Below are 23,707 nucleotides of genomic sequence, written 5' to 3'. Positions count from 1 at the left end.
TCACCCGAGACGCCAGGATTGCCCGCTCCGGCAGCCCTCGATGCATGGCCGAGGTGTTCTGAGTCCCGACGGCCGCCTGGCCGTCCGGGGGTGCGGGAGCGTTACTGGCGCCGCTGGCCGAGGATGCAGAACTCGTTGCCTTCGGGGTCTGCCAGTACGACCCACGACTGGTCACCCTGGCCGATGTCGACACGCTGTGCACCGTGGGCCAGCAGACGGGCCACCTCGGCCTCCTGGTCATCGGGTCTGAAGTCGAGATGCAGTCGGCTCTTGGCCTTCCTGCTCTCAGCGAGCCGGACGAAGTCCAGCCCCGGCAGGCGGTCCGGCGCCGGGCGGATCTCGAACTCGTCGTCGGAGGAGTGGACGACAACCCAGCCAAGTGCCTCCGCCCACCACTGCCCCAAGGTCGCCGGGTCTTCCGAGTGGACGATTACCTGTTCCCATTCCAAGGTCATCCGCCGAGCTTAAGCACGCCGGGCGTCGAAGGCCATTGAGTTGTATGCATGGCGCAGTTGTAGTTGCAGGTCACGGGCATGGTGTGCAGGGGCTTCGAGGCGCTCGTGCTGGCCGGGGCGTATGACTCCCGACAAGATCGTGGGTCGGCGGGCACCTTCGCGGTCAGTCAGGACCAGCAGGGCCTCACCGGCGCGATCGCCCACTTCAGGTCGGTACGGACCTTGCCGAGCACGCAGTTCTTCGGGTGCGCGAAGCCGTGCTCGACCGGTGCCCGGACGGCGGCCAGGGCTTGTCGGACAGTTTCCGACCTTGGGGGCGGGGAGCGATCGCGGGCCTTGTGGCCGGTGATCACCGCCGGGTCGGCGTTTGGGCCGCTGTCGCCGAGGCCGACGAAGCCCAGGTCGGCGCTCCCGCCGAGGCCGGCCTCGTGAAGGTGGTCGGTGAAGTGGTGGCCGGAGCCGTCGCCGTGGCCGAAATGCCGCGGGTGGGTGGCCGGGTGCGGCCACCCACCCGTGCTTCTCGTTCCCGGGAGGGTCAGATCCCCTGCCAGTCAGGCTTCGCCGCGTACGTCGCGCGGAAGTAGTCGGCGAGCTTCAGGCCGGAGGCCGCCGCCTCGTCGACCACGACGGTCGCGTGCGGGTGGAGCTGCAGCGCGGACGCCGGGACCAGGGCGGAGAGCGGGCCCTCGACGGCGAGGGCGACGGCGTCGGCCTTGGCCTTGCCCGTGGCGAGGAGTACCAGGTGGCGGGCCTCCAGGATGGTGCCGATGCCCTGGGTGATGACGTGGTGCGGGACCTGTTCGATGTCGCCGTCGAAGAACCGGGCGTTGTCGACCCGGGTCTGCTGCGTGAGCGTCTTGATCCGGGTGCGGGAGGCGAGCGAGGAGCAGGGCTCGTTGAAGCCGATGTGGCCGTCCGTGCCGATGCCCAGGAGCTGGAGGTCCACGCCGCCGGCCTCGGTCAGCGCGCGGTCGTAGGCGACGCAGGCGGCGGCGACGTCCTCGGCCGAGCCGTCGGGGCCCATGAAGGAGTCCTGGTCCAGCCCGAGCGGTTCGACGACCTCGCGCAGTACCACCGAGCGGTACGACTCGGGGTGCCCGGTGGGTAGGCCCACGTACTCGTCCAGCTGGCAGATACGAGCCCGCGAGGCGTCGACCTCCTTGGCCGCGACCTTCGCCGCGAGGGCGTCGTAGATCGGCAGCGGGGTCGATCCCGTGGCGACACCGAGGAGGGCGTCGGGCTTGCGTCGCAGCAGGTCGGCCATGGCTTCGGCGATCAGCTCGCCACCCGAGGCGGAGTCCGGAACGATGACAACTTCCACGAAGATCCCTGTCTCTGTATGCACCCGATAAGTGGTGTAGACCAATCTACCTGGTGAGGGGCGGTGCTGTCCTGTCCCGACAGCATGCGGACAGGCGGCGTGGCGCGCACGGAGCGGGAGGCGCACGGAGCGGGGAACGGACGCCCGGCCGTCAGAAGAGCGACAGCTGGCCCGGGAACGCCGTCACGACACTGCCGTCGAGGGACGGCTGGAGCGCCGGATCGAGCGGCGCCTGCCGACGCGACCCCGGGCAGGACACCAGCTCCGCGCCCACCCGCGCACCGGCCGGGTCGTGGCGGGCGAACCGGCCCGCCACCACGGCGATCTCACGGCGGCACACCGGGCACAGACGGCGGGGAGCGGACATGCCCTCAGTCTGCCAGGCCGGTTCCGGGGCGGGCCGGGCGGACCGGCGGCCACGAGCCCGGCCCGCGGCCCGCGGTCCGCGCCGGGGCCACGGGTTCAGGCGGCGGTCCGCGCCGGCGCCGGGGCCACGGGTTCGGGCCGGCGGTCCGCGCCCGCGCCGGCATGCGTCTCTGCCCCGGGTTCGAGGACCGCCGAGCCGGGCGGAGCGGCCGCTCCCCGGGGGCTTCGGATCCCACGCCGCGTCCGGGGACAATGAGGCGGTGACCTACCGCTACCTCGTCCTCGGCGCCACTCACGTGCTGCGCCCCGACGGCTCCGGCGTGCCCCTGTCCGGGAGCCGGCTGCGGGCGCTGCTCGTGGCGCTGGCCGCGAGTGCCGGCCGGCCGGTGACGCCCGGGGAGCTGGTGGCCCAGGTGTGGGCGGAGGGCGACCGGCCCGCCGACGAGGCGGCCGCGCTCCAGGCCCTCGTGGGGCGGCTGCGCCGGGCGCTCGGCCGGGAGGCCGTGGAGTCGGCACCGGGCGGATACCGGCTCGCCGCCGGGCCGGAGGACATCGACCTGTTCCGGTTCGAACGGCTCGCGTCCGAGGGCGCGGCCGCCCTGGACGCCGGCGAGCCGGCCGCCGCGGCCGCCGTGCTCGACGAGGCGCTCGCCCTGTGGCGCGGGCCGGCCCTCGCGGACCTGCCGGGGCGACACCTCGACCCGTCGGCCGTACGGGCGGAGCGGCGCCGCTCCCAGGCGCACCGGCACCGTCTCGCCGTCGAGGTGGCGCTCGGAAGGGCGGAGCAGGTGCTCGCGGAGATCGCCGCCCTCACGGCGGACGCGCCGCTGGACGAACCCCTGCACGCCCTGCTGATCCGGGCTCTGCAGGCGGCGGGTCGGAACGCGGAGGCGCTTCAGGCGTACGAGGAGGCGCGGGCGCGGCTCGCGGACCGGCTCGGCGCCGACCCCGGCGCCGAACTGAGGGCGCTGCACGCGCAGTTGCTCACCGGCGAGGATGCGGCGCCGCACGCCGGCCGGGCGGATCGCACCGGCCGCGGGTCCGGCGGCGGCACCATCCCGGCCAGGCTGACCTCGTTCGTCGGCCGCGAGGAGGAACTGGCGGCGCTGGCCGTCGAGTTGCGCCGCAGCCGACTCGTGACGCTGCTCGGCCCCGGCGGGGCGGGCAAGACCCGTCTGGCGTTCGAGGCCGCCGCCGCGGCCGGCGCCCCCGGCGCGCACGGCGACGTGCCGGACGGTGTGTGGGTTGCCGGACTGGCACCCGTACGCGAAGAGGCGACCGTGCCCGAGGCCGTCCTGACCGCACTCGGAGCCCGCACCACGCAGGTGCGCGGCCCGGCCGACACACCGGTCCGCGATCCACTGGCGCAACTGGTGGAACACTGCGCCCGGCGTCGCATGCTCCTGGTGCTCGACAACTGCGAGCATGTGGTCGACGCCGCCGCCCGCCTCGCCGAGGCGCTGCTCACCCGCTGCCCCGGCGTACGGGTCCTCGCCACCAGCCGCGAACCGCTGGGAGTGCCGGGGGAAACCCTCCGCGGCGTCGGCCCGCTCCCGCAGGACGTGGCGCTGCGCCTGCTCGGCGACCGGGGTGCAGCCGCCAGGCCGGGCTTCACCGTCGCGGACGACCCGGTGGCCTGCGCCGAGATCTGCGGCAGGCTCGACGGGCTGCCTCTCGCGCTGGAGCTCGCCGCCGCCAGGCTGCGAAGCCTGACGCCACGCCAGATCGCCGACCGGCTCGACGACCGCTTCCGTCTGCTGACCGGCGGCAGCCGTACCCTGCTGCCGCGCCAGCAGACCCTGCGCGCGGTCGTCGACTGGTCCTGGGACCTGCTCGACGAGTCCGAACGGGCCGTGCTGCGCAGGCTTTCGGTCTTCTCGGGCGGTTGCACCCTGGAGCGTGCGGAGGCCGTCTGCGGCGCGGACGCACTCGACTCGCTCACGTCGCTCGTCGACAAATCGCTGGTGATCGCCGTTCCGGGCGGCCCCGACGGGATGCGCTACGGGTTGTTGGAGACCGTCGCGGAGTACGCCCGGCAGCGCCTGGCCGAGGCCGGTGAACGCGAACGTGTCGAACTGCTCCACATGCGGGTCCACCGCGAACTCGCCCGCACCGGTGACCCGGGGCTGCGCGGCCCCGGGCAGACCGCATGGCTGGACCGGTTCGAGGCCGAACTCGACAACGTACGCGCCGCGCTGACCACCGCCGTACGCCACAAGGAGGAGCAGGAGGCGCTCTGCCTGGTGCTGTCGATGAACTGGTTCTGGCAGCAGCGCGGACACCAGGCGGACGCCCGTGTCTGGTCGCCCGCCGTCGCCGGCCTCGGACCGGACCCGTTCGCCGAGCCGGTCCGCCCGGCCGTGCCGCTGCCCGACCCGGTCACGGCGGCCCCGCCTCCGTGGCCGGAGGAGGTGGTGTGGGAGGCGCGCCGCGGAGTGCGGCTGATGGCCCTGGCGTCCACAGAGGACGACGGGACGGGGCTGTCGGAGCCCGGGACCCAGGCGTTTCTGCGCGCGGTCGTGGCCGCCTACCGGCCGGGGCTGCCGCAGCTGCGCCGGCAGCCGGCGTCCATGTGGTTCTTCGCCCGGCTGATGACCGGCGGGTTCGCCGGTCTCGCGGAGACCTTGGACGCCGTGGTCGACGAGTTCGGCGGAGACGACGGGGCCGATCGGGGCGGTGCGGGCCGGGATGGTGGGGACGACGGCTGGGAGCTGGCGTTCACCCTCCTGATGAGGGCGCGGTTGCCGGGCGCTCGGCGCGGTGGCCCAGGCCACGCGCTGCGCGACGCCGGACGGGCGCTGGCGCTGTTCGAGGCGGTGGGCGACCACTGGGGGATCGCCGAGTCGCTCTCGGCCCGTGGGGAGGCGTTGGAGGGCGCGGGCATGCACCGCGAGGCGGCGGCCGATTTCGAGCGGGCGATGGAAAGCTCCGCTCGCGTCGAGGCGGACGCACAGGTCCCCGTGTTCAAGGCGCGGCTCGCCTCGGCGCGCCTGAAGACGGCCGGGACGGCTGCCGAACGGGAGCAGGCGGAACGCCAACTCGTCGAGGCGGTGCGGGAGTCCGGGCGTTTCGCGGCCGCGGAAGTCGTGAGCACGGCCCGCGTACTGCTGGTGCAGCACTACGGACGCACCGGCCGCCTCGCGCTCGCCCGGTCGGAGCTGCGGCTGATCGAGGCGGAGCTGACCGAAGCCGGACCGGCACTGTTCTCTGCGGCCCTGGTCGGCACCCACGGCTGGCTCGACTGCCTCGAAGGGGACTTCGCCGGCGCCCGTTCCCGCGCCGAGCAGGCGGTCCGGCGGCTGGAGTGGTTCGCCATCATGGTGGCACCGCACCTGATCAGTGATCAGTTCCTGTGCGCGGCATGGGCGGCGGCGCACGTCGGCGAGGCTGTGGACGGGGCACGGCTCCTGGGCGCGTACGACGCGGGCGACCGGGTGGCCGGCGGGCTCGGCTTCCGGCCGTTCGCCGACGAGTCCGAGGTGCGCGGGCGGGCGGAGAGCGACCTGCGTGGCGTGCTGGGGGAGCAGGCGTACGAGTCGGCGTACGCGGAGGGCGGCTCTCTGTCCTTGCGGGAAGCCACAGCCCTGATCTCCGGCAGCGCGCCGGGTGCCGGCTAGGGAGGCACGGGGGTGCCAGGGCGCTGTCGGGGAGCCAAGGTCCGCCGGGACGCCGGGGCGGCGGGATGCCGCGACTGCGGGGCGACAGGATGCCGGGACGCTGCGACGTCGCTGCTCTGCCGTGATCCTCACGCCGCTGCCCCGGCGCGAGGATCGTGGTTCGCCGGGATGTCGGCCGGGGGGCGGTCAGTGGGCCGCGGTTCGTCAGGGAGCCGGCTTGGCGTCGGCGAGGCGTTCCCGGGCCTCCGCCAGGTCTTCCTCGGTCGGTGCGTCGTCCTGGCTGAGCCGCGCCCGCCAGTAGCCGCTGAACTCCACTGCCGGTTTGGCGAGTCCGCGCTCCTGGACCAGATGCCGCCTCATCGCCCGCACCGCACCCGCCTCCCCGGCGAGCCACGCCCGTACCGGCCCGTCGGGGAACGCCGCACCGCGTACGGCATCGATCAGCAGCTCTCCGTGCACGGCCGGCGGTGCCGACCGCCTGTGCCGGTGCAGCCAGTGGACCGTCACCTCGGCGGGCGTGTCGAACGACTGCTCGTCGGCCCGCTCGGGCACCTCGACGTACGCCACCGCCCTGGACCCGGCCGGCAGTGCCTCCAGCAGGGTTCCGATCGCGGGCAGCGCCGACTCGTCACCGGCCAGCAGCATCCAGTCGGCATCGGCGTGTGGCCGGCGCGGGGCGAAGTACGCGGAAGGGCCGAACATGCCGAGCGTGTCGCCCGGGGCGGCCGAGGCCGCCCACCGGGTCGCCGGTCCGGCGTCGTCGTGCAGCACGAAGTCGATGTCGATCGCCGCCTCGTGCGGCCGGTGTGCGCGGACCGTGTAACTGCGCATCCAGGGGCGCTCGTTCTCCGGGATCGCCGAGTACGCGGCGTACCAGCGCATCACGTCGCCGTTGCCGGTGCCCGGGTCGGGCAGCCGGGGAGCCTCGCGGCCGGAGCGGGGGAAGTACAGCTTGACCTGCCGGTCGGGGCCGTCGACGCCCAGGTCGGCGAGATCAGGGGCGCCGAAGGAGACGCGGATCATGTGCGGGGTCAGCCGGCGGACCGCGGTGACGCGGATGTACCGGACCGGCAGTGGCTGGGACATCGGGGGACTCCAGTCGGGGCGGTGGCAAGGAACGTCCGCCAGGATTCCGGTACTCCCCTGCACGCCGCCGACAGCGCGCCTACACGGGGTCCTGCTCCGGGCCGGCCGGTCCGGGCATGTCCCGTGCGCCCAGCCTGAGGTGCTCGATGTGGTAGACCGCCTCGTCGAGGAGCTGGGCGACATGGTTGTCGTACAGGCTGTACTCGATACGGCGGCCCTGCCGGGTGCCCGAGACCAGGCTCAGCGCGCGCAGCAGCCGCAGTTGGTGGGAGACGGCGGACTGCTCCATGTCGACGGCCTCCGCCAGTTCGGTCACCCCGCAGGGCCCTTGGCGCAGCCGGGTCAGGATCATCAGGCGGGAGGGCGTCGCCAGAGCCTGGAGGGTCGCGGCGATGGTCGCGGCGGAGTCCGCGTCCAGATGAGTGGCCGGGGTGGCCCTGTCGTCGCTGACTCCGTGTCCCATGGGCCACATGGTAGCCGTGCCTCAGCACGTATGAATGAAGACCTCTTCATGTATTCCGCTATGGTGTTCGCGCCGGGTTCCGTTCACCCCCGTTCCCGGAACCCGAGAACCCATGGAAGAGGTGTGCTCCCGATGGTCCCCCCGACGTCTCCGACGTCCTCGCCCGCCGCGCCGGTACGCGACCCCGACGCCCCCACGTCCGCCGCGACCCCGCCCGCGGCGCCGGTCCGACGGCGCACACGGCTCTTCGCACTGCCCGAGGTCCGCTGGGCGGCACTGTCCGCCGCCGCGTTCCTGTGCGCCCTGCCCCTCGATCTCGGCGGCGCTCCGGCCTGGGCCTGGGGCCCCCTCTACGCGCTCTGCTACGCGGCCGGCGGCTGGGAACCGGGCTGGGCCGGACTCCAGGCCCTGCGCGAGAAGACCCTCGACGTGGACCTGCTGATGGTCGTCGCCGCGGCGGGGGCCGCGGCGATCGGGCAGTTCCTCGACGGCGGGCTGCTGATCGTCATCTTCGCCGTGTCCGGCGCGCTGGAGGCGCTCGCCACCCGCCGCACCGCCGACTCCGTCAGCGGCCTGCTCGACCTCGCCCCTGCCCGCGCCGTACGCCTCACGGACGGCGGCCAAGAAGCGGTGGACGTGGCGGAGTTGCGGGTCGGCGACACGGTGCTCGTACGGCCGGGAGAGCGGCTGCCCGCCGACGGAACGGTGGTGGAGGGCGCCAGCGAGGTCGACCAGGCGACCATCACGGGCGAGCCGCTCCCCGTCGCGCGCACCGCCGGTGACACCGTCTTCGCCGGCACGCTGAACGGAACCGGCTCCCTGCGCGTCCGTGTCGACACGGACGCCGCCGAATCCGTGATCGCGCGGATCGTGGCCATGGTCGAGGAGGCGAGCGCGACCAAGGCGCCCACCCAGTTGTTCATCGAGAAGATCGAACAGCGGTACTCCACCGGCGTCGTGGTCGCCACACTCGCCCTGCTGACCGTGCCGCTCGCCTTCGGGGCCGACTTCACCGCCACACTGCTGCGAGCCATGACGTTCATGATCGTGGCCTCGCCGTGCGCCGTCGTTCTCGCCACCATGCCGCCGCTGCTCTCGGCGATCGCCAACGCCGGCCGCCACGGAGTGCTCGTCAAGTCCGCCGTGGCGATGGAGCGTCTGGCGTCCGTCACACGGGTCGCGCTCGACAAGACCGGCACGCTGACCGAAGGGGCGCCGCGCGTCGCAGGGGTGCACCCCCTGCCGGCAGGCGGCATCGACGCGGACACCGCGCTGACCCTCGCCGCCGCGGCCGAGATCCACAGCGAGCACCCGCTCGGCCGCGCGGTCGTCGCGGCGGCCCGAGAACGCGGCCTGCGGCTCCCGGAGGCACGGGAGTTCGACTCGATGCCGGGACGTGGGGTGTCGGCGCTCGTCGCGGGCCGCAGGGTACGCGTGGGCAGTCCCGCCGCGCTGCCGGCCGGCGCAGGCTCGTCGGGCGCAGAGGCGGTTGCGGAAGCGGTGGCAGAGGCGGTTACGGAGGCGGAGACCGGCGGCCGTACGGCGGTCGTGGTCGAGGTGGACGGCGAACCCGTCGCCGTGCTGGCCGTCGACGACCGGCTCAGGGCCGGCGCACCGGAGGCCGTCGCCGCCCTCGCCAGGCTCACCGGCACCGGGCCGACGCTGCTCACCGGTGACAATCCGCGGGCGGCGGCGCGAGTGGCGGCGGAGGTCGGCATCACCGACGTACGGGCCGGACTGCTGCCGCAGGACAAGGTCGCAGCCGTACGGGAATGGGAACAGGCCGGTGACAAGGTCCTGGTCGTCGGCGACGGCGTCAACGACGCGCCCGCGCTGGCGGCGGCGAGCGCCGGTGTCGCCATGGGGCGGGCCGGCTCCGACCTGGCGTTGGAGAGCGCGGATGCCGTCGTCGTACGGGACGAGGCGGCCGCCGTCCCGGCGGTCGTGGCCCTGTCGCGGCGGGCCCGCCGACTGGTCGTACAGAATCTCGTGATCGCCTCGGTGTGCATCGGCGTCCTGGTCGTCTGGGACCTGGCCTGGCACCTCCCACTCCCTCTCGGCGTCGCGGGCCACGAGGGCTCCACGGTCCTCGTGGGCCTCAACGGGCTGCGTCTGCTCCGGGAGTCGGCATGGCGCGACGCGGCGGCGGCGTGACGCGGCGGGGTGCGGGGCGCCAGCCGGGGGCGAGGGCGGGGCAGGGGCGTGGCGTGCCCGGGTGTCAGCCGCGGGAAGTGGCCCGGGGCGCAGGACCGGTACCGGGGAGAGGCGGGCCGGGGGAGGCGTCCAGCGTCCAGGCCGCCAGCTCCTCCGCCGTCCGCGGCCCCTCGCCCGCACCGAGCAGCCCCTGCGCCCGCAGCAGCTGAGCGACCGCCGTCCCCCACGGCATACGCAGCCGCGCCGCCTCCAGCAGCGCCCGGTCCGAGAGGAGTTCGCGCGCCGGCCCGGTCCGCAGGCCGTCCGGTGTCAGCACGGCGGCGTCGTCCGCCCAGCGCAGGGCGAGGTCGACGTCGTGCGTCGCCATGACCACCGTCGTGCCGCCTGCGCGCAGACCGCCGAGCACCTCGAGCAGCCGCTCCTGCCCGTGCGGATCCAGCCCCGCCGTCGGCTCGTCCAGGATCAGCACCCGCGGCCGCATCGCCACCGCGCCGGCGATCGCGGCCCGCTTGCGCTGCCCGTACGAGAGCAGATGGGTTGGCCGGTCCCGCAGCGCCACGATGTCCATCGCGGCCAAAGACTCGTCCACCCGGGTCCGTACCTCGGCCTCCTCCAGCCCGAGGTTCATCGGACCGAACGACACGTCCTGCTCGACCGACGCCGCGAACAACTGGTCGTCCGGGTCCTGCAGCACCAGCTGCACCGTCGTACGGAGCCGGGTCAGCCCCGCCCGGTCGTAGGTCACCGGCTCGCCGCACAGGCGCAGCCCACCCGTCGCGGGCCGCAGCCCGCCGCTCAGCAGCCGCAGCAGGGTCGTCTTGCCGCTGCCGTTGCGTCCCAGCAGCGCGGTCGACCTGCCCTCCGCGAGGCCCAGACCGACGCCGCTGAGCACGGCGGGGCCGTCCTCGTAGGCGTAACCGGCGTCGACGAGTTCCACGATCACAGGGCGTACCTTTCGAGTACGAGAGTGAGGACGACGATTCCCGTCAGCAGCGCGGCGACCCCGGCGAGGAACGGGCGGGACACCGTGGCCGCAGGCACCAGCACGCGCAGGGTGCCGTCGTAGCCGCGGCCCGCGAGCCCCGTCTGCAACCGGCCCGCCCGGTCGAAGGCGCGTACGAAGGCCGTCGCCCCCAGCCCCGCGAGCGAGCGCCACGCCGCGGCTCTGGTCGTGTGGCCGAGGCGGGCGGCCTGGGCCTGGCGGATATTGCCGACGGCGTCGAGCAGCAGAAAACTGATGCGGTACATCACGAGCGCCACGTCGACGACCGCGGGCGGCACGCCGGCCTTCACGAGCCGCGGCAGCACGTCGGACACCGGCGTCGTGAAGGCGAACAGCAGCACGCCCAGCGAGGCAGCCGACGTGCGCAACAGCAGCCGCACGGCGTGTCCCGGCCCGTCGGGCGCGAACGCGACCAGGCCGTCCGGGCCGCCCACGGAGAACAGCAGAGGTACGGCGCCGGTGACACAGAACCCCAGCGGGATCCGGAACGCCCTCCAGAGCCGACGCGGCGCCACCCCCGCCGGACCGAGCAGTACGGCGAGTGTGGCCGCGGCGACGAGGACGGCGCCGGGCCACGGCGGCAGGCAGACGGCCGTCACCGTAAGGCCGATCCCGAGGGCGGCCTTCTCGCCCGGGTGGCGGCGGCGCCAGCTGCTGCTGTGCGCCGCCACGTCGATGGGAAGCATCGGCGGCTACGCCGCCGGCGCGGTGGTGTCCGAGTCCTCGGCGGCTGCCCTTGCCCGTTCCTCTCCCTGCCGCCGACCCCGGCGCAGCCCGAAGTAGTACGCCAGTACACCCGCGCCGAGCGCCGCCTGCAGGGAGAACAGCGCCGACTCGACCTCGCCGGACGGCGGTTCGTACAGCGGGGAGAACCAGGGCTCGTAGTCCGGTTCGAGCTCCGTGATCGCCGCCTCGGCCTCCCCGTCGGCGCCGGCGAACGGCTCCTCCTTGTGGTCCCCGAGCCCCAGGACCAGGGGCAGAACGGCCAGGGCCGCCACGACCAGCAGGAGCAGGGTGTTGATTCTCGCGTTACGGCTCATCGGACCGCGGCCTCCTTCTTCGTACCCGCGACCAGCACGCCCAGCCTGGTCAGTTCTCCCTTGCTGGACCGGCTGAGCAGCCGCATCACCAGCACGGTGAGCAGGCCCTCGCTGACGGCCAGCGGCAGCTGCGTGACCGCGAATATCCCGCCGAACTTCGCCAGCGCGCCCGCCACACCGCTGCCCGGGTCGGGGAACGCGAGCGCCAGCTGCACGGTGGTCATGCAGTACGTGGACAGGTCGGCGGTGAACGCGCCGAAGAACACGCTCACCATCAGCGGCGCCTCGAACCCGCGCAGCAGCCGGTAGATTCCGTACCCCGCCCAGGGGCCGACGACCGCCATCGAGAAGACGTTGGCGCCGAGCGTGGTCAGACCGCCGTGCGCCAGCAGCAGGGCCTGGAAGAGCAGCGTAATCGTGCCGAGCACCGCCATGACCGGCGGTCTGAACAGGATCGCGCCGAGACCGGTGCCGGTCGGGTGCGAGCAGCTGCCGGTCACCGACGGGATCTTCAAGGCAGACAGGACGAACGTGAAAGCGCCCGCAGCTCCGAGCAGCAGGGTGGAATCGGGATTGGCCTTGACCTCGCGAGTCAGGGCGCGTACTCCGTGGACGACGAACGGGGCGGACGCGACGCCCCAGGCGGCCGCGTGCAACGGGGGCAGATACCCCTCGGCTATGTGCATGATGTGGGAGACCCTCTCCAGCACCTCGTGGATGGACAACGCACCCTGGCCGGTCTCCTGGCTGACGGGTCATGCCGCCCGTACTCCGCCTTCCCGGGCACCGCGCAGGCGCGGTGTCCCAGTGGCTCCCCGTGAGGGGTCGGAGCCGGACTTCCCGATCACAGTGGCGAGGGCCGCACCGGTACTGCACCGGTTTCCCGAACACCAAGGCCCCGTGACAGTAATGCGCCAACCAGCGACATACAAGCCGCGCACGGGCGCACCCGCCCGCGGCCGGAGTGAGCCGTGCGCCACACCCCGGCCGCGGGGCGCGCCCCGCGGCGGCGTACGTGGTAACCGAACGTCACACCTTCCGGTTCCGGTAGGCGAACGTCACCCGTGCGGTAGCCGCATGTCACACCTGGATGTAGCCGAACGTCACACCTGCCGTGGCCCGGCGGTAGGCGGACGTCACACCTGGCGGTAGTCGAACGTCACACCTGCCGTGGCCCGGCGGTAGGCGGACGTCACACCTTGCGGTAGTCGTACGCCTCCGAGGCCGCGGCCTCCACCGCCTCCAGGTCACCCCCCGCGGAGGCCGTCACCAGCGCCGCCACCGCGCCCTCCACGAACGGCGCGTCCACCAGCCGGGTCCCGTCCGGGAGTTCGCCGCCCTCGGCCAGCAGGGCCTTGACCGTCAGTACGGCGCTGCCCAGGTCCACCAGGACCGCGACGCCCGCGCCGCCGTCGACCCGCTCCGCCGCCGCGGTGATCAGCTCCGCACTGGTGCCGAGACCGCCGTCCGGTGTGCCGCCGGCCGGCGCCACCGGGGCCGTACCGCCGCCACCCGCGAGCCCCTTGGCCAGTTCGGCCACCGCGGCGGCGACCTCCCTGCTGTGCGAGACCAGCACGATCCCGACCTGCCCGCCGTCGCTCATGCCGCCTCCACCGCCTCGGCGAGCGCGGCGACCAGCAAGGCGGACGACGTGGCCCCCGGATCCTGGTGGCCGATGCTGCGCTCACCGAGGTAGCTCGCCCTGCCCTTGCGCGCCTGCAGCGGCACCGTCGCCAGCGCCCCCTGCTCGGCGGCCTCGCGGGCCGCGGCGAACGACTCCGTACTGTCGCCGAGCGCCGCCACCGCAGGCTCCAGTGCGTCCAGCATCGTCTTGTCGCCCGCTTTCGCGCCGCCCAACTGCGCCACCGCGGCGACTCCCGCCCGCAGCGCGTCGGCGAGCCGCGCGGGCGTCACCTCCGTGTCATCGCCCAGCGCCTTGCCGGTACGCCGCAGCAGCGTCCCGTACAGCGGGCCCGACGCGCCGCCGACCGTCGACACCAACTGCCGTCCGGCCAGCATCAGGACCGCGCCGGGCGTCGCCGGCGGCTCCTTCTCCAGCGCGGTGCCGACGGCCGCGAAACCGCGCCGGAGATTGCTGCCGTGATCCGCGTCACCGATCGCCGAGTCCAACTCGGTCAGTCGGTCCGCCTCCCGGTCCACGGCCGCGGCGACGGCGGCCAGCCAGCGGAAGAAGAAGTCGGCGTCAAGCACAGGAACTCCCTGGTCAGTCGATCGGTTCGAAGGACGGTGGTACGGCCCGGAGCCCGTCACGAGCCCCAGCGCAGCGCAGGGGTCCGCACCGGCGCGTCCCAGAGCCTGAGCAACTCCTCGTCCACCTGGCAGAGGCTCACGGACGCGCCGGCCATGTCGAGAGACGTCACATAATTGCCGACGAGGGTACGGGCCACGGGCACGTCCCGCTCGGCCAGTACCCGCTGGACCTCCGCGTTGAAGCCGTACAACTCCAGCAGCGGTGTCGCGCCCATGCCGTTGACGAGGGCGACCACCGGGCCCGAGGGGCGCAGATCCTCCAGGACGGCGTCGACGGCGAAGTCGGCGATCTCCCGCGACGTCATCATCGGCCGGCGCTCCCGCCCCGGCTCGCCGTGGATGCCGACGCCCAACTCCAGCTCACCGGACGGCAGGTCGAAGGTGGGCCCGCCCTTCGCCGGAGTGCTGCAGGCGCTCAGCGCCACGCCGAAGCTGCGGGACGACGCGTTGACCTGCCGGCCGATCGCCTCGACCCGCTCCAGCGGAGCCCGCTCCTCGGCGGCGGCCCCGGCGATCTTCTCCACGAACAGGGTCGCCCCGGTGCCGCGCCGCCCGGCCGTGTACAGACTGTCCGTCACGGCCACGTCGTCGTCGACCAGGACCCGCCCCAGCCGTACGCCCTCGTCCTCCGCGAGCTCGGCGGCCATGTCGAAGTTCAGGACGTCACCCGTGTAGTTCTTCACGACGAACAGCACGCCCTCGCCGCTGTCGACAGCGGAGGCGGCCCGCACCATCTGGTCGGGCACCGGGCTGGTGAACACCTCCCCGGGGCACGCCGCGTCGAGCATCCCGGGTCCGACGAACCCGCCGTGCAACGGCTCGTGCCCCGACCCGCCCCCGGAAACCAGCGCCACCTTCCCCGCGACCGGCGCGTCCCGCCGCACGATCACCCGGTTGTCCACGTCCACGGCCAACTCGGGGTGCGCGGCAGCCATCCCGCGCAACGCGTCCGCGACGACGGTCTCCGGCACATTGATGAGCATCCTCAACTGTTCCTCCTGGAAGGTGGTGGCGTGGCCGGTCAGGGCCCTGGAGCAGCTCTTACCCGGTCAGTGGGTCTGTAGGGGTTCCTGGCGCGTGGCGGTCGACGGCGGTCTCGTCTCGGGGGTGCGCGGCGGGGTCGAGTCCGACCTCAATGCCGACTTTGCCGATTGTTCGTCAGGAGCACCGGCCTGTCGTTGTCGGGACGAAGGGCGTCCAGTATCGAAGAGGCGTGACCCCATCGGGAAGCGGCGCGGCGAAGGCCGCGCACAGATTCGGTGACGCTCCGGCGCGTCTCCCTCGCCACCGGATCGTTCCCCTGCGCATCTCCGCCCGCGGCGGAAGGGCCGACCAGGATCCACGAGCCCCTCCCGCCGACGCTGGGAGGGGCCGATCGGCATGCCCATGGCCGGCCGCTAGCATGACTGACTTCGTGCAGGTATCGACCGCCACCGAAACTCGCGACCAAGCGTTCGGGTTGGCCGAGACTGCCGTTCGTGTGCGGCTGGCCGCCGGCGCTCAGATCATCGGCCCCGTCACATCCGTCTTCTGGCACCTGGGTGAGTTCGGCACCGGCGAAAAGTGGCAGTTACTGCTCACCACTCGCACCGAGCGTTATCCGGAGCTTGAGGCGCACCTGCTCGAGAACCGCCCCTGGGAAACCCCGCAGGTGCAGGCCGTGCCCCTGGTGCGGGGACCACGCCGGCGGCACCAGCACTGAGAAGTTCCGCACCGGAACACCCCCGCCTGCGCGGGGAACAGCCCCCTCTCGCCTACGGGCGGGAGGGGGCGCTTTCGTCATGTCTGGACGTCAGCTTGCCCGGTCGGCAGCGTCGAGCACGAGGTGCCACGGGTACTCGGCCGGCCGCCCCTGCCCTGACGGGTTCGGCACCCATCCACCGGCGCCATGCAGGACCGTCACCCCGGCCTCGCGCAGCATGGCTACGGAGCGGTCGACCTGCGGGTGTGCGGCCAGCGCCTGATTGACACACGGCATCGCCACCGTGGGGATACGCTTGCCGATCCCCTCGACTACGACCCCGACCGGCCACGACGGGGTCAGCCCGAGAGCCCAGGCATTCAAGCTGTTGGCTGTGATCGGGGCGAAGGCAATCACGTCCGCCTGCGGCCACACGTCCCCGCCGCCGGGCATCCGGTACGCGGACCGCACCGGATGCCCGGTCAGCGTCTCAAGCCCGCTGAGACTGTCCTCCAGCCAGCCGGCTGCCGTCGGCGTCAGCCCCAGGCACACATCCCAGCCGCGCGCCTGTGCGTCCTCCACAACTCCGGCTACGTGGAAGATCGGCGGCGCGGCCGCGCAGAACAGGTACAGAGTCCTCGTCATGCCCACATGGCATCACACGAGACCGCCCCCGAACCGAGCGGGATCAGGGGCGGCACGGGTCCAACGCCGGTTGGCGCGGATAGCGTTCCAGATGACGAGTCAGGAACGGAGTACAGTATGCCCACACCCGACGACGACCGCACCGGTGCCCGCATCCGACAGCAGCGCCGCTTAGCGCACCTGACGCAGAGGCAGCTCGCTGAACGCCTGCCCTACTCGTACAGCCTGCTGAACCAAATCGAATGCGGAGCCCGTGCGCCGAGCCCTGAGTTCGTCGACGCTGTCGCCCGTGCCCTCCGGATCGACGTCGCCCTGCTCACCGGAGCGGACCACTTGACCAGCATCCAGCGGCGCCGTCTCGCTGCGCTCGTACGCCCCATCCGCGAGTCCCTCACTCTGTTCGACCTCGCCCCTGACCCGACCACCACGCCGGCCCCGCAGCCCATCCTCGTCGCTGCGGCGGACACCGCCTGCCAGCAGGTGCGGGCCACCCGGCTCCGCGCCGCCGCCGAAGTCCTGCCCGGCATCGTCACCGACCTGACGAATACTGCGCAGACACGCCCGAGTACGCAGGCATGGCAGGCACTCGCCTCCGCGTACCGCACAGCACACGACATTGCCCTGAAGCTGGGATACCAGGACCTGGCCGCGGTTGCCCTCGACCGTATGGGGTGGGCTGCCGAGCGGGCCTCCGATCCGTACCTCGCTGCTGTACGCCAGTACAAGCGGGCACTCTCGCACCAGGAGGCCGACGGGCTGGGGCGCCGACTCGTAGCTGCCGGACACGCGTTGCTCGCCGGTGAGACATCCCGGGAGGCGCTCGCTGTTGCAGGACAGCTACACCTCGGCGCAGTTGCAGTCGCCGCACGGGCAGAGGACGCCGCCGCCGTCGAGCATCACCTGGGCGCCGCCCGGGAGTTGGCGCAGGCAGTCGGCGGGGACGCGCGGGACGTGCACTGGCTGTCCTTCGGGGACGTGAACATTGCCCTTCACGCGCTGGGTGCGCAGGTCCGCATGCGGCAGTGGGACGCGGGACTGAAGCAGGCCCGCTCCCTGCGCCTGCCGCAGTCGACGCTCACGTCCCGCCGGGCCCGATATCTCGTGGACCGAGCGGTCGTGGAAATGGAGACCGGGCATATCGAGTCGTCCCTGCGGCACCTGCTCGAGGCCCGCCGCACCGCGCCCGAGCAAACGCGGTACCACCCCGGCACGCGTGATGCCGTATCCGGTCTGGTGCGCACCGCTCGCCGCACGCCTGACACTCTCGCTCACATGGCTGCGTGGATCGGGTTGTAGCGCTCACACGCTCACAAATCTGTGAGCGTTCCAGCCCCTGCCACGCGGGACGCTCACCATATGAGCGATCAGGGGCAACGAGAGTGCGCCTACTGCCCTGAGCCAGGCGCGGACGTGTGCGTCCGGCAGCACGGCTCCGCGTCGGGGTCCGGCCTGTCGGTGTACGCGCATCGGGGCTGCGCGGAGGAGCGCCGTGTGCCCGTGCTGTATGCGCTGCTGGGCACGATGAGGGCGGAGCACTTCGCATGAGCCCGCGCACGATCATCAGGGCGGCTGAGTGGCACCTCGGCGTAGACGCATCCGAGGGTGCCCCGACGAAGCCGCTGCATGAGGCGCAGTGCACGACGTGCGGGGACTCCTCCGGTGTGACCGAGGGCGAGCGCCTGCCGGCCGAGGTGTGGGCGCTGAAGCACACCGGCCAGTACCCGGAGCACCGCTCATTCCGCGCGGTACAGCTGACGTTCTGGCGGGTGGCCCCGGCGCCCGGCAACCCCTACGCCGAGAGGGAGGTGTCTCGTGGCTAGCACCCTGGCATGCGCCCTCTGCCCCGAGACGACACCGCAGCCAGACGCCGTCATCGGCCACCGCCCGGCCGGGTCCGGCCCCGGCTGGCCGATCCTCGCGCACCTCGTCTGCGCCGCCGGCGAGGGCGTCGCCGTCGTGGGCGAGTGGACAGTCGAGGACACTGAGCAGCTGGCGCGCGCGTGGACGGGAGGCACCCCGTGACGGCGATGAGCGGCGTTCGGATCTGCGTACGCTGCGACCGGCCGATCGCGGGCCAGGCCGTGACCGTGCCGCAGCTGTTCGCGACCAGCGGCGCCCGGCCTGACGACTACCAGCATCGCGACGGCGACGCGGAGTGCCGGCCACGCACGCTCTCCGACCGATAAGCCTCCTGCCCGCGGCCCCGCCGATCGCCCGCGGGCAGGGACGACTGCCCCGGCCTGTCTGTGTCCTCCCCTCGGGCAGGCCGGGGTTACCTACGGCGCATCTGCTCGGCAAGTTCGACACCGATCACTTCAGAGACCTGAATCTCAGTGTGGATACGCGCCGCAGCGTGCCCTTGCTCGATCCGGTTGAGCGTCGGTCGTTCGATCCCGGCCTGTAATGTGACGGCCTCCTGCGTCAGCTTTGCGGTGAGCTAGGAGCGTGGGGCGGTCTAGCGGCGGCGGCACTGCTCAACCGTTGCCGCTCCAAGATCGAAAGTCTGTATCGAGTACCGTACATTCCCAGGCGTGGGAACCGGCGCCCCGAATCATTCACTCGTTCGAATGAGGGTGCTTGAGTCACTTGAAAGATGCGGAGTGCACATGTTGCGCTGACGCGTCGGACCCTGCCTTGCCGCGCGCCCGCCGGCGATCGGTATGCACGAAAGGAGCGGCCCAGTGACGGAGCCCGAGGCGACCCGCGTTCGGCTCACCGAAGAGCAGCGCATCCGCGTCGACATCGCCCGCCGGGCCTGAATCACGCGAGAGCCGTCGACCTGGTGGCGATGAGCCCGGCCGAGCTGGTCGGCACCGTCGAGACCCTGCGCAGCGGGCTGCACGACAGCTTGCGCGTGATCAGCGAGATCGCTGACTGACCGCCCCTGCCTTGACCAGTGATCGGAACACCCCCGCCTGCGCCGGGAACACGCCTTCGAGCGGCTGACCGCCGGTCTGGGCGGCGGAACACCCCCGCCTGCGTGGGGAACACGACGTACAGCATGGCTACACCAGGTGCGTGAGCGGAACACCCCCGCCTGCGTGGGGAACACTACCCGACCGTGTTCGTCGACAGCCTCAGCCACGGAACACCCCCGCCTGCGTGGGGAACACACTTCCTGAGCTGGAGCGTTAGCGGTGCTTTGCAATCCCTTGACTGTCTCCTGGCGAGAGCCGTACGCCTGACGGAGCAAACGTGGGCGGAGGCCATTCCGCATGGCAGACGAGTCTACTGGTGGACGACCATGTCCTCGCGGGGGCCGTCCGCGTAGACCTTGAAAGCCCCGAGTTCGGCTTCGTCAGCGATCAGTTGCCGGCGGAGCTGCAACACGGACGTGTGTCCTGTCACCGGCTGCTCCGTGGGCTGTAGGGCTGGAGGAGCTGGTCGACGGGTGCGTAGTCGTCGGTGAGTGGTCGGGCATCGCCGATCCAGGAAGTGAGGTCGTCGCCGGTGGCGATCTTCCAGCCGGTTTGCCGGGCGTCCAGCGTTGCCTGGGTCGCCCGTAGGTCGACTGGTCGGTCGGAGGCGAGTACCACCATATTGCCGCCCTTCGGGGTGTCGGCCGGGTCGAGACCGATGTCGGTTGGTTCGCCGACGAGGGCGACGTGCTCGAAGGTCTCGCCGAGGGTGGCTACTTCGGCACGTGCGAAGGCCAGAGCGCCGTGATCGATGAGGTTGGCGACGTACAGGCCGTCCTCGTCGAGCACCCGCCGTACGTCCGTCATCGCTTCCACCGTAGTGAGGTGCCACGGCACGCTGACGCCTCCGAAGGCGTCGCCGACGACGAGGTCGCGACTGCCGGCGTCCAGTCGCCGCAGGCCGAGCCTGCCGTCTTCGGCGCGTACGTGGATACCGGCTCCTGATCCCAGACCGAGTTGGTCGCGGTTGACGCGCAGGACCCCGCTGTCGATCTCGGACACGAGGCTGCGGGTCCCTGGCCGCGTGGCCGCGAGGTAACGGGGAAAGGTGAGCCCGCCGCCGCCCAGGTGGTGGGCGGCAAGTGGCTCACGTCCGGGAAAGGCGGCATCGACCACCGACGCGATGGCGCGCACATACGTGAACTCCAGGAAGGTCGGGTCGTCGAGGTCGACGTAGGAGTGCCGCAGGCCGTCCAGGACGAGTGTGCGGCCGCTGCCCCGGTCGGGGTCTGCGACGACCCGTGCGCAGTGGTACCTGGTCTCTCTGTCGCAGCCACCGGGCGCGGCCACGGTGGCGAGGCCGCCGACAACGATCACGAGCGCGAGGGCGGCGCTGCTCCACCCGCGCGTACGCCACTCGACCAGCGCCGAGCCGACCACCAGCAGTGCTCCGAGGCCGATCAGGATGCCACTGACAGGCAACCGCGAGACGAGGACGAAGCCGGTGAGGATCGTGCCGACGATGGCGCCGACGGTGCCGACGCCGGACAGCCGGCCGACAACCGTTCCGGTCTCGGCGAGGCTGGTGAGGCGCAGCTTGGTCACGATCGGCGTCACCGCGGAAAGCAGCGCGCCCGGCACGAGGATGGTCAGCGACGCGATCAGCAAGAGCAGCGCCGGTGCCCACTCCGCCGTGGCGCGCAGGACGACGGGGGTGAGCGCCACGACCACTCCCGACACCCCGAGCGAGGGGCCTATGAGCCGGCGCGGATTGACCTGGTCGGCGATGCGGCCACCCAGCCAGGAGCCGAGGGCGATCGCGGTGAGGGCGATGCCGATCACCATGGTGCTGGTCTCGAGGGTGAGGCCGAGGTAGGGCGCCAGCAGCCGCAAAGCGACGATCTCGACCACCAGGACTGCGGCCGAGGACACGAACACGAGCACGGCGGCGGTGCGGGGACCCGGGCCGTGGTCGCGAGGCGTGCCCTCGTCGACAGGTGGGGAAGGCGATGTGGTCACGGGCGACATCCTTGCACGCGACGCGTCGACCACGGTTTGTCTGGGAACCTTCGGCGCGAGCAGACGTTCAGCGGCGGGCAGTTGGGTGCGTGGCCGCATTTCTGATCAGTTCGCGGACCGAGCAATGGAAACAGAACAAGGGCGTGGTATGTCACCACTTGGGGACGTCCGCGCCCTCGGGGTCCCTGGAACCGACGGAACTCCCTGATGTGGCAGGCGTGTTCTGCTCTCCCGTCCGTCCCGGGCTGGATCGAACACCCTGCCGGTGGGTGTCACGGCCGCAACGGTGTTCCGGGCCGGGGTGGTCGGTGGTCGGTGGTCGGCGGTCGGTGGTCGGCGGTCGGTCGACTCCGAGCCGCGAACGTCACTGGCTCCGGCGGGCGTTGAGCCGGGCGGCCTGGCGCGTCAGGTGGTGGCGCTCGGCGAGATCGGGTGCCTTCCGGGCCGCCTCGGCGTACAGCCGTGCCGCCGTCGCCAGGTCGCCGTCGCGCTCGTGGAGGTACGCCGCCGCGGCGGTGTGGCGGGGCAGTGTGTCGTCCAGCGCCGCGAGCGCCGCCAGGCCGGCCCGCGGTCCGTCGGCCTCACCGACCGCCACCGCGCGGTTGAGCCGGACGACCGGGCTGTCGGTCAGGCGTACGAGTTCGTCGTACCACTCGACGATCTGCACCCAGTCGGTCTCCTCGGCAGTGGGCGCGTCGGCGTGGAGCGCGGCGACGGCGGCCTGGGCCTGGAACTCGCCCAGCCGGTCGCGGGCGAGAGCCGCGTGCAGGATGTCGACGCCCTCGGCGATCGACCCGGTGTCCCATCGGCCGCGGTCCTGCTCGGCGAGCGGCACCAGGCTGCCGTCCGGCGCGGTGCGGGCGGCGCGCCGGGCATGGTGGAGCAGCATGAGGGCGAGCAGTCCCGCGACCTCGGGGTGGTCGACCCGGGCCGCGACCTGCCGGGTGAGCCGGATCGCTTCGGCGGCGAGGTCGACATCGCCCGAGTAGCCCTCGTTGAAGACCAGGTACAGGACACGCAGCACGGTGGCGACGTCGCCGGGGCGGTCGAAGCGCACGCCGGAGACGGTGCGCTTGGCCCGGCTGATCCGCTGCGCCATGGTCGCCTCGGGCACCAGGTACGCCCGGGCGATCTGGCGGGTGGTCAGCCCGCCGACGGCGCGGAGCGTGAGCGCGACCGCCGAGGACGGCGTCAGGGAGGGGTGTGCGCACAGGAAGTAGAGCTGGAGCGTGTCGTCCACCGCGGGAGTGGGACCGGGCGGCGGTTCCTCTTCGATCAGGTCCTCACGACGGCGACGGGCGACGTCCGACCGGGTCGCGTCGAGGAACCGCCGCCAGGCCACGGTGACCAGCCAGCCCTTGGGGTCCCGGGGAGGGGCGGCCGGCCAGGTGCGTACCGCCTCGACCAGCGCGTCCTGTACGGCGTCCTCGGCCGCCGCGAAGTCGGCTCCGCGGCGGACGAGGACTGCGAGCACGCCCGGGGTGAGGCTCCGGAGCCGAGCCTCGTCCATCGCTGCGTTCACTCCGTGATGGTGGGCGGCGCGGCCAGGAACGGGCGCAATTCGAGCCACTCGTGGATCGGCTTCCCGCCGGCCCCGGGGGCGGCCGACAGTTCTCCGGCCAGCTCGACGGCGCGCTCGTAGCTGTCGACGTCGATCACCATCCAGCCGGCGATGAGGTCCTTCGTCTCGGCGAACGGACCGTCGGTCACCGGCGGGCGGCCCTCGCCGTCGTACCGGACGAACGTCCCCTCGGGGGCGAGCGCCTGGCCGTCGACGAACTCTCCCGTCTCCTCGAGCCGGGCCGCGAAGTCCTGCATGTACTGGACGTGGTCCGAGATCTCCTCCTGCGTCCACTTGTCCATGGGCACGTCGTTGACCGGGGCCGGGGCGCCGCGGTAGTGCTTGAGCAGCAGGTACTTGGCCATCGTGGTTCTCCTCGGTACTGGTGTGACCCATTGTGGTCGCGTTCACTACGGGGACGTAGCGGGCCACGGGTTCTCGACATCACCGGCCGGATCTTTTTCCGGCTCTCGCGGAGAGGCCGTGCGAGCAGTCTCCCGGGGTGCTCGGGCCGCTCCAGCGGGCGCGGCCGACGGAGAGAGGGCCGGTGCCGCCCTCGGCCCGGCCGGCGACGCCCCGAGCTCCCGGTGCCCCCGGCGCGGGCCGGCGCGGCGCGCGTGGCAGCATCGGAGGAATGGTGGAACGGATCATCGCCGCGTGCGACGGGGCGTCGAAAGGGAATCCCGGGCCTGCGGCCTGGGCATGGGTGGTCGGAGACGCCGACGGGAGAGTCGTCTCCTGGGAGGCGGGGCCGCTGGGCCGGGCCACGAACAACGTGGCGGAGCTGACCGCCCTGCGGGAACTCCTGCGGTCGACCGACCCCGTGACCCCGCTCGAAGTACGGATGGACTCGCAGTACGCCATGAAGGCGGTGACCACCTGGCTGCCGGGCTGGCGCCGCAAGGGCTGGCGGACGGCCTCCGGTGGCCCGGTGGCCAACCAGGACCTGGTGATGGCCATCGACACCCTTCTGACCGGCCGGGACGTGACGTTCGTCCATACCCCCGCGCACCAGGTCGACGGGGATCCGCTGAACGCCGCCGCCGACGCCGCGGCCAGCCGCACCGCCGTCACGCAGCAGGCCGCAGGCTCGGCCGCCGGGTCCGTTCTGCCACCGCCGGAGGCGCCGGCACGGACCGGCGCCAGGTCCACCCCGACGTCTGGCTC

26 protein-coding genes, 1 CRISPR repeat array and 1 riboswitch are annotated in these 23,707 nt (G+C 72.6%); of the genes, 9 read left to right on the top strand and 17 right to left on the bottom strand.

Going from position 1 to position 23,707, the window contains the following annotated elements:
• Positions 1–101: 101 nt before the first annotated feature.
• From AB0903_RS31715 to AB0903_RS31705, 3 genes are all read right to left on the bottom strand, one after another.
• Positions 102–455, bottom strand: a complete 354-nt coding sequence (locus tag AB0903_RS31715; RefSeq protein WP_366708195.1) for a VOC family protein — start codon at positions 453–455, stop codon at positions 102–104.
• 535 nt (positions 456–990) lie between these two features.
• Positions 991–1,776 (bottom strand): glucosamine-6-phosphate deaminase, encoded by a 786-nt coding sequence (nagB, locus tag AB0903_RS31710; RefSeq protein ID WP_366708194.1) that lies wholly within the window; start codon positions 1,774–1,776, stop codon positions 991–993.
• Positions 1,777–1,927: 151 nt separating this feature from the next.
• Complete coding sequence (locus AB0903_RS31705; protein WP_366708193.1) at positions 1,928–2,143, bottom strand: hypothetical protein; 216 nt, start codon at positions 2,141–2,143, stop codon at positions 1,928–1,930.
• Positions 2,144–2,402: 259 nt separating this feature from the next.
• Between AB0903_RS31705 and AB0903_RS31700 the strand changes: the two genes are divergently transcribed.
• Positions 2,403–5,759, top strand: coding sequence for a BTAD domain-containing putative transcriptional regulator (locus tag AB0903_RS31700; protein ID WP_366708192.1), 3,357 nt, complete (start codon positions 2,403–2,405; stop codon positions 5,757–5,759).
• A 204-nt stretch (positions 5,760–5,963) separates the two neighbouring features.
• Here the strand turns inward: AB0903_RS31700 and AB0903_RS31695 are convergent, their stop codons facing one another.
• Both AB0903_RS31695 and AB0903_RS31690 read right to left on the bottom strand, forming a co-directional pair.
• Positions 5,964–6,845 (bottom strand): siderophore-interacting protein, encoded by an 882-nt coding sequence (locus tag AB0903_RS31695; RefSeq protein ID WP_366708191.1) that lies wholly within the window; start codon positions 6,843–6,845, stop codon positions 5,964–5,966.
• 79 nt (positions 6,846–6,924) lie between these two features.
• Positions 6,925–7,308 carry a metalloregulator ArsR/SmtB family transcription factor gene (locus AB0903_RS31690; RefSeq protein WP_366708190.1) on the bottom strand — a complete coding sequence of 128 codons (384 nt, stop codon included), beginning with the start codon at positions 7,306–7,308 and terminating at the stop codon, positions 6,925–6,927.
• Between the two features lie 132 nt (positions 7,309–7,440).
• Here AB0903_RS31690 and AB0903_RS31685 point away from each other — a divergent pair, with 132 nt between their 5' ends.
• The gene (locus tag AB0903_RS31685) at positions 7,441–9,462 is read left to right on the top strand and encodes a heavy metal translocating P-type ATPase (protein WP_366708189.1); all 2,022 of its coding nucleotides are present in this window, start codon (positions 7,441–7,443) and stop codon (positions 9,460–9,462) included.
• A gap of 64 nt (positions 9,463–9,526) precedes the next feature.
• Here the strand turns inward: AB0903_RS31685 and AB0903_RS31680 are convergent, their stop codons facing one another.
• From AB0903_RS31680 to dhaK, 7 genes are all read right to left on the bottom strand, one after another.
• Positions 9,527–10,399: an ATP-binding cassette domain-containing protein gene (locus AB0903_RS31680; RefSeq protein WP_366708203.1), complete on the bottom strand. Its 873-nt coding sequence runs from the start codon at positions 10,397–10,399 to the stop codon at positions 9,527–9,529.
• Between the two features lie 2 nt (positions 10,400–10,401).
• Positions 10,402–11,151: a cobalt ECF transporter T component CbiQ gene (gene cbiQ, locus AB0903_RS31675; protein ID WP_366708188.1), complete on the bottom strand. Its 750-nt coding sequence runs from the start codon at positions 11,149–11,151 to the stop codon at positions 10,402–10,404.
• Between the two features lie 6 nt (positions 11,152–11,157).
• The gene (locus tag AB0903_RS31670) at positions 11,158–11,505 is read right to left on the bottom strand and encodes an energy-coupling factor ABC transporter substrate-binding protein (protein WP_366708187.1); all 348 of its coding nucleotides are present in this window, start codon (positions 11,503–11,505) and stop codon (positions 11,158–11,160) included.
• A complete protein-coding gene (locus AB0903_RS31665) occupies positions 11,502–12,191 on the bottom strand; it encodes an energy-coupling factor ABC transporter permease (RefSeq protein ID WP_366708202.1) in 690 nt (229 codons plus the stop codon). The genes AB0903_RS31670 and AB0903_RS31665 overlap by 4 nt, the downstream gene beginning before the upstream one ends.
• Positions 12,192–12,220: 29 nt before the next feature.
• A riboswitch (cobalamin riboswitch) is annotated at positions 12,221–12,415 on the bottom strand.
• A 282-nt stretch (positions 12,416–12,697) separates the two neighbouring features.
• Entirely contained in the window at positions 12,698–13,108 is a 411-nt protein-coding gene (locus AB0903_RS31660) for a PTS fructose transporter subunit IIA (protein WP_366708186.1), read from the bottom strand.
• Entirely contained in the window at positions 13,105–13,716 is a 612-nt protein-coding gene (gene dhaL / locus AB0903_RS31655; RefSeq protein ID WP_366708185.1) for a dihydroxyacetone kinase subunit DhaL, read from the bottom strand. Before dhaL ends, AB0903_RS31660 begins: the two co-directional genes overlap by 4 nt.
• 56 nt (positions 13,717–13,772) lie before the next feature.
• Positions 13,773–14,765 (bottom strand): dihydroxyacetone kinase subunit DhaK, encoded by a 993-nt coding sequence (dhaK, locus tag AB0903_RS31650; protein WP_366708184.1) that lies wholly within the window; start codon positions 14,763–14,765, stop codon positions 13,773–13,775.
• Between the two features lie 413 nt (positions 14,766–15,178).
• On the opposite strand from dhaK, the gene cutA reads away from it, so the two are divergent.
• On the top strand, positions 15,179–15,478 hold the full coding sequence (cutA, locus tag AB0903_RS31645; RefSeq protein WP_366708183.1) for a divalent cation tolerance protein CutA: 300 nt from the start codon (positions 15,179–15,181) through the stop codon (positions 15,476–15,478).
• A gap of 90 nt (positions 15,479–15,568) precedes the next feature.
• Here cutA and AB0903_RS31640 read toward each other — a convergent pair whose 3' ends face one another.
• Positions 15,569–16,102 (bottom strand): flavoprotein, encoded by a 534-nt coding sequence (locus tag AB0903_RS31640; RefSeq protein WP_366708182.1) that lies wholly within the window; start codon positions 16,100–16,102, stop codon positions 15,569–15,571.
• A gap of 117 nt (positions 16,103–16,219) precedes the next feature.
• Between AB0903_RS31640 and AB0903_RS31635 the strand changes: the two genes are divergently transcribed.
• From AB0903_RS31635 to AB0903_RS31615, 5 genes are read left to right on the top strand one after another with little or no spacing between them, the layout of a single operon-like run.
• Positions 16,220–17,398 (top strand): helix-turn-helix transcriptional regulator, encoded by a 1,179-nt coding sequence (locus AB0903_RS31635; protein WP_366708181.1) that lies wholly within the window; start codon positions 16,220–16,222, stop codon positions 17,396–17,398.
• A gap of 60 nt (positions 17,399–17,458) precedes the next feature.
• Positions 17,459–17,647 (top strand): hypothetical protein, encoded by a 189-nt coding sequence (locus AB0903_RS31630; RefSeq protein WP_366708180.1) that lies wholly within the window; start codon positions 17,459–17,461, stop codon positions 17,645–17,647.
• On the top strand, positions 17,644–17,922 hold the full coding sequence (locus AB0903_RS31625) for a hypothetical protein (protein ID WP_366708179.1): 279 nt from the start codon (positions 17,644–17,646) through the stop codon (positions 17,920–17,922). Before AB0903_RS31630 ends, AB0903_RS31625 begins: the two co-directional genes overlap by 4 nt.
• Positions 17,915–18,124: a hypothetical protein gene (locus AB0903_RS31620; RefSeq protein ID WP_366708178.1), complete on the top strand. Its 210-nt coding sequence runs from the start codon at positions 17,915–17,917 to the stop codon at positions 18,122–18,124. Before AB0903_RS31625 ends, AB0903_RS31620 begins: the two co-directional genes overlap by 8 nt.
• A 5-nt stretch (positions 18,125–18,129) precedes the next feature.
• Entirely contained in the window at positions 18,130–18,288 is a 159-nt protein-coding gene (locus tag AB0903_RS31615) for a hypothetical protein (protein ID WP_366708177.1), read from the top strand.
• Positions 18,289–18,374: 86 nt separating this feature from the next.
• Here the strand turns inward: AB0903_RS31615 and AB0903_RS31610 are convergent, their stop codons facing one another.
• From AB0903_RS31610 to AB0903_RS31595, 4 genes are all read right to left on the bottom strand, one after another.
• Positions 18,375–18,527 carry a helix-turn-helix transcriptional regulator gene (locus AB0903_RS31610; RefSeq protein ID WP_366708201.1) on the bottom strand — a complete coding sequence of 51 codons (153 nt, stop codon included), beginning with the start codon at positions 18,525–18,527 and terminating at the stop codon, positions 18,375–18,377.
• Positions 18,528–19,003: 476 nt separating this feature from the next.
• Positions 19,004–19,215: direct repeats of the CRISPR family, unit length 29 nt; unit sequence CGGAACACCCCCGCCTGCGTGGGGAACAC.
• 231 nt (positions 19,216–19,446) lie between these two features.
• Positions 19,447–20,988 (bottom strand): fused MFS/spermidine synthase, encoded by a 1,542-nt coding sequence (locus AB0903_RS31605; RefSeq protein WP_366708176.1) that lies wholly within the window; start codon positions 20,986–20,988, stop codon positions 19,447–19,449.
• Positions 20,989–21,343: 355 nt separating this feature from the next.
• Positions 21,344–22,489 (bottom strand): DUF6596 domain-containing protein, encoded by a 1,146-nt coding sequence (locus tag AB0903_RS31600; RefSeq protein ID WP_366708200.1) that lies wholly within the window; start codon positions 22,487–22,489, stop codon positions 21,344–21,346.
• Positions 22,490–22,497: 8 nt separating this feature from the next.
• On the bottom strand, positions 22,498–22,905 hold the full coding sequence (locus AB0903_RS31595; protein WP_366708175.1) for a YciI family protein: 408 nt from the start codon (positions 22,903–22,905) through the stop codon (positions 22,498–22,500).
• A gap of 269 nt (positions 22,906–23,174) precedes the next feature.
• Here AB0903_RS31595 and AB0903_RS31590 point away from each other — a divergent pair.
• Positions 23,175–23,707: ribonuclease H (locus AB0903_RS31590; protein ID WP_366708174.1), on the top strand; the 533-nt coding region annotated here is incomplete at its 3' end.

Origin of the sequence: Streptomyces sp. NPDC048389, from assembly GCF_040706335.1 — a bacterium.
In the GTDB taxonomy this organism is placed as follows: Bacteria; Actinomycetota; Actinomycetes; order Streptomycetales; family Streptomycetaceae; genus Streptomyces.
The sequence above is the reverse complement of the archived record's forward strand: the minus strand, read 5'-3'. Positions and strand labels throughout refer to the sequence as shown.

Coding starts and splice junctions, on each gene's coding strand:
- AB0903_RS31715 (WP_366708195.1), bottom strand. CDS start 455: ATGACCTTGGAATGGGAACAGGTAATCGTCCACTCGGAAGACCCGGCG.
- AB0903_RS31705 (WP_366708193.1), bottom strand. CDS start 2,143: ATGTCCGCTCCCCGCCGTCTGTGCCCGGTGTGCCGCCGTGAGATCGCC.
- AB0903_RS31695 (WP_366708191.1), bottom strand. CDS start 6,845: ATGTCCCAGCCACTGCCGGTCCGGTACATCCGCGTCACCGCGGTCCGC.
- AB0903_RS31690 (WP_366708190.1), bottom strand. CDS start 7,308: ATGGGACACGGAGTCAGCGACGACAGGGCCACCCCGGCCACTCATCTG.
- AB0903_RS31685 (WP_366708189.1), top strand. CDS start 7,441: ATGGTCCCCCCGACGTCTCCGACGTCCTCGCCCGCCGCGCCGGTACGC.
- cbiQ (WP_366708188.1), bottom strand. CDS start 11,151: ATGCTTCCCATCGACGTGGCGGCGCACAGCAGCAGCTGGCGCCGCCGC.
- AB0903_RS31670 (WP_366708187.1), bottom strand. CDS start 11,505: ATGAGCCGTAACGCGAGAATCAACACCCTGCTCCTGCTGGTCGTGGCG.
- AB0903_RS31665 (WP_366708202.1), bottom strand. CDS start 12,191: ATGCACATAGCCGAGGGGTATCTGCCCCCGTTGCACGCGGCCGCCTGG.
- AB0903_RS31660 (WP_366708186.1), bottom strand. CDS start 13,108: ATGAGCGACGGCGGGCAGGTCGGGATCGTGCTGGTCTCGCACAGCAGG.
- cutA (WP_366708183.1), top strand. CDS start 15,179: ATGACTGACTTCGTGCAGGTATCGACCGCCACCGAAACTCGCGACCAA.
- AB0903_RS31640 (WP_366708182.1), bottom strand. CDS start 16,102: ATGACGAGGACTCTGTACCTGTTCTGCGCGGCCGCGCCGCCGATCTTC.
- AB0903_RS31635 (WP_366708181.1), top strand. CDS start 16,220: ATGCCCACACCCGACGACGACCGCACCGGTGCCCGCATCCGACAGCAG.
- AB0903_RS31630 (WP_366708180.1), top strand. CDS start 17,459: ATGAGCGATCAGGGGCAACGAGAGTGCGCCTACTGCCCTGAGCCAGGC.
- AB0903_RS31625 (WP_366708179.1), top strand. CDS start 17,644: ATGAGCCCGCGCACGATCATCAGGGCGGCTGAGTGGCACCTCGGCGTA.
- AB0903_RS31615 (WP_366708177.1), top strand. CDS start 18,130: ATGAGCGGCGTTCGGATCTGCGTACGCTGCGACCGGCCGATCGCGGGC.
- AB0903_RS31605 (WP_366708176.1), bottom strand. CDS start 20,988: ATGTCGCCCGTGACCACATCGCCTTCCCCACCTGTCGACGAGGGCACG.
- AB0903_RS31600 (WP_366708200.1), bottom strand. CDS start 22,489: ATGGACGAGGCTCGGCTCCGGAGCCTCACCCCGGGCGTGCTCGCAGTC.
- AB0903_RS31595 (WP_366708175.1), bottom strand. CDS start 22,905: ATGGCCAAGTACCTGCTGCTCAAGCACTACCGCGGCGCCCCGGCCCCG.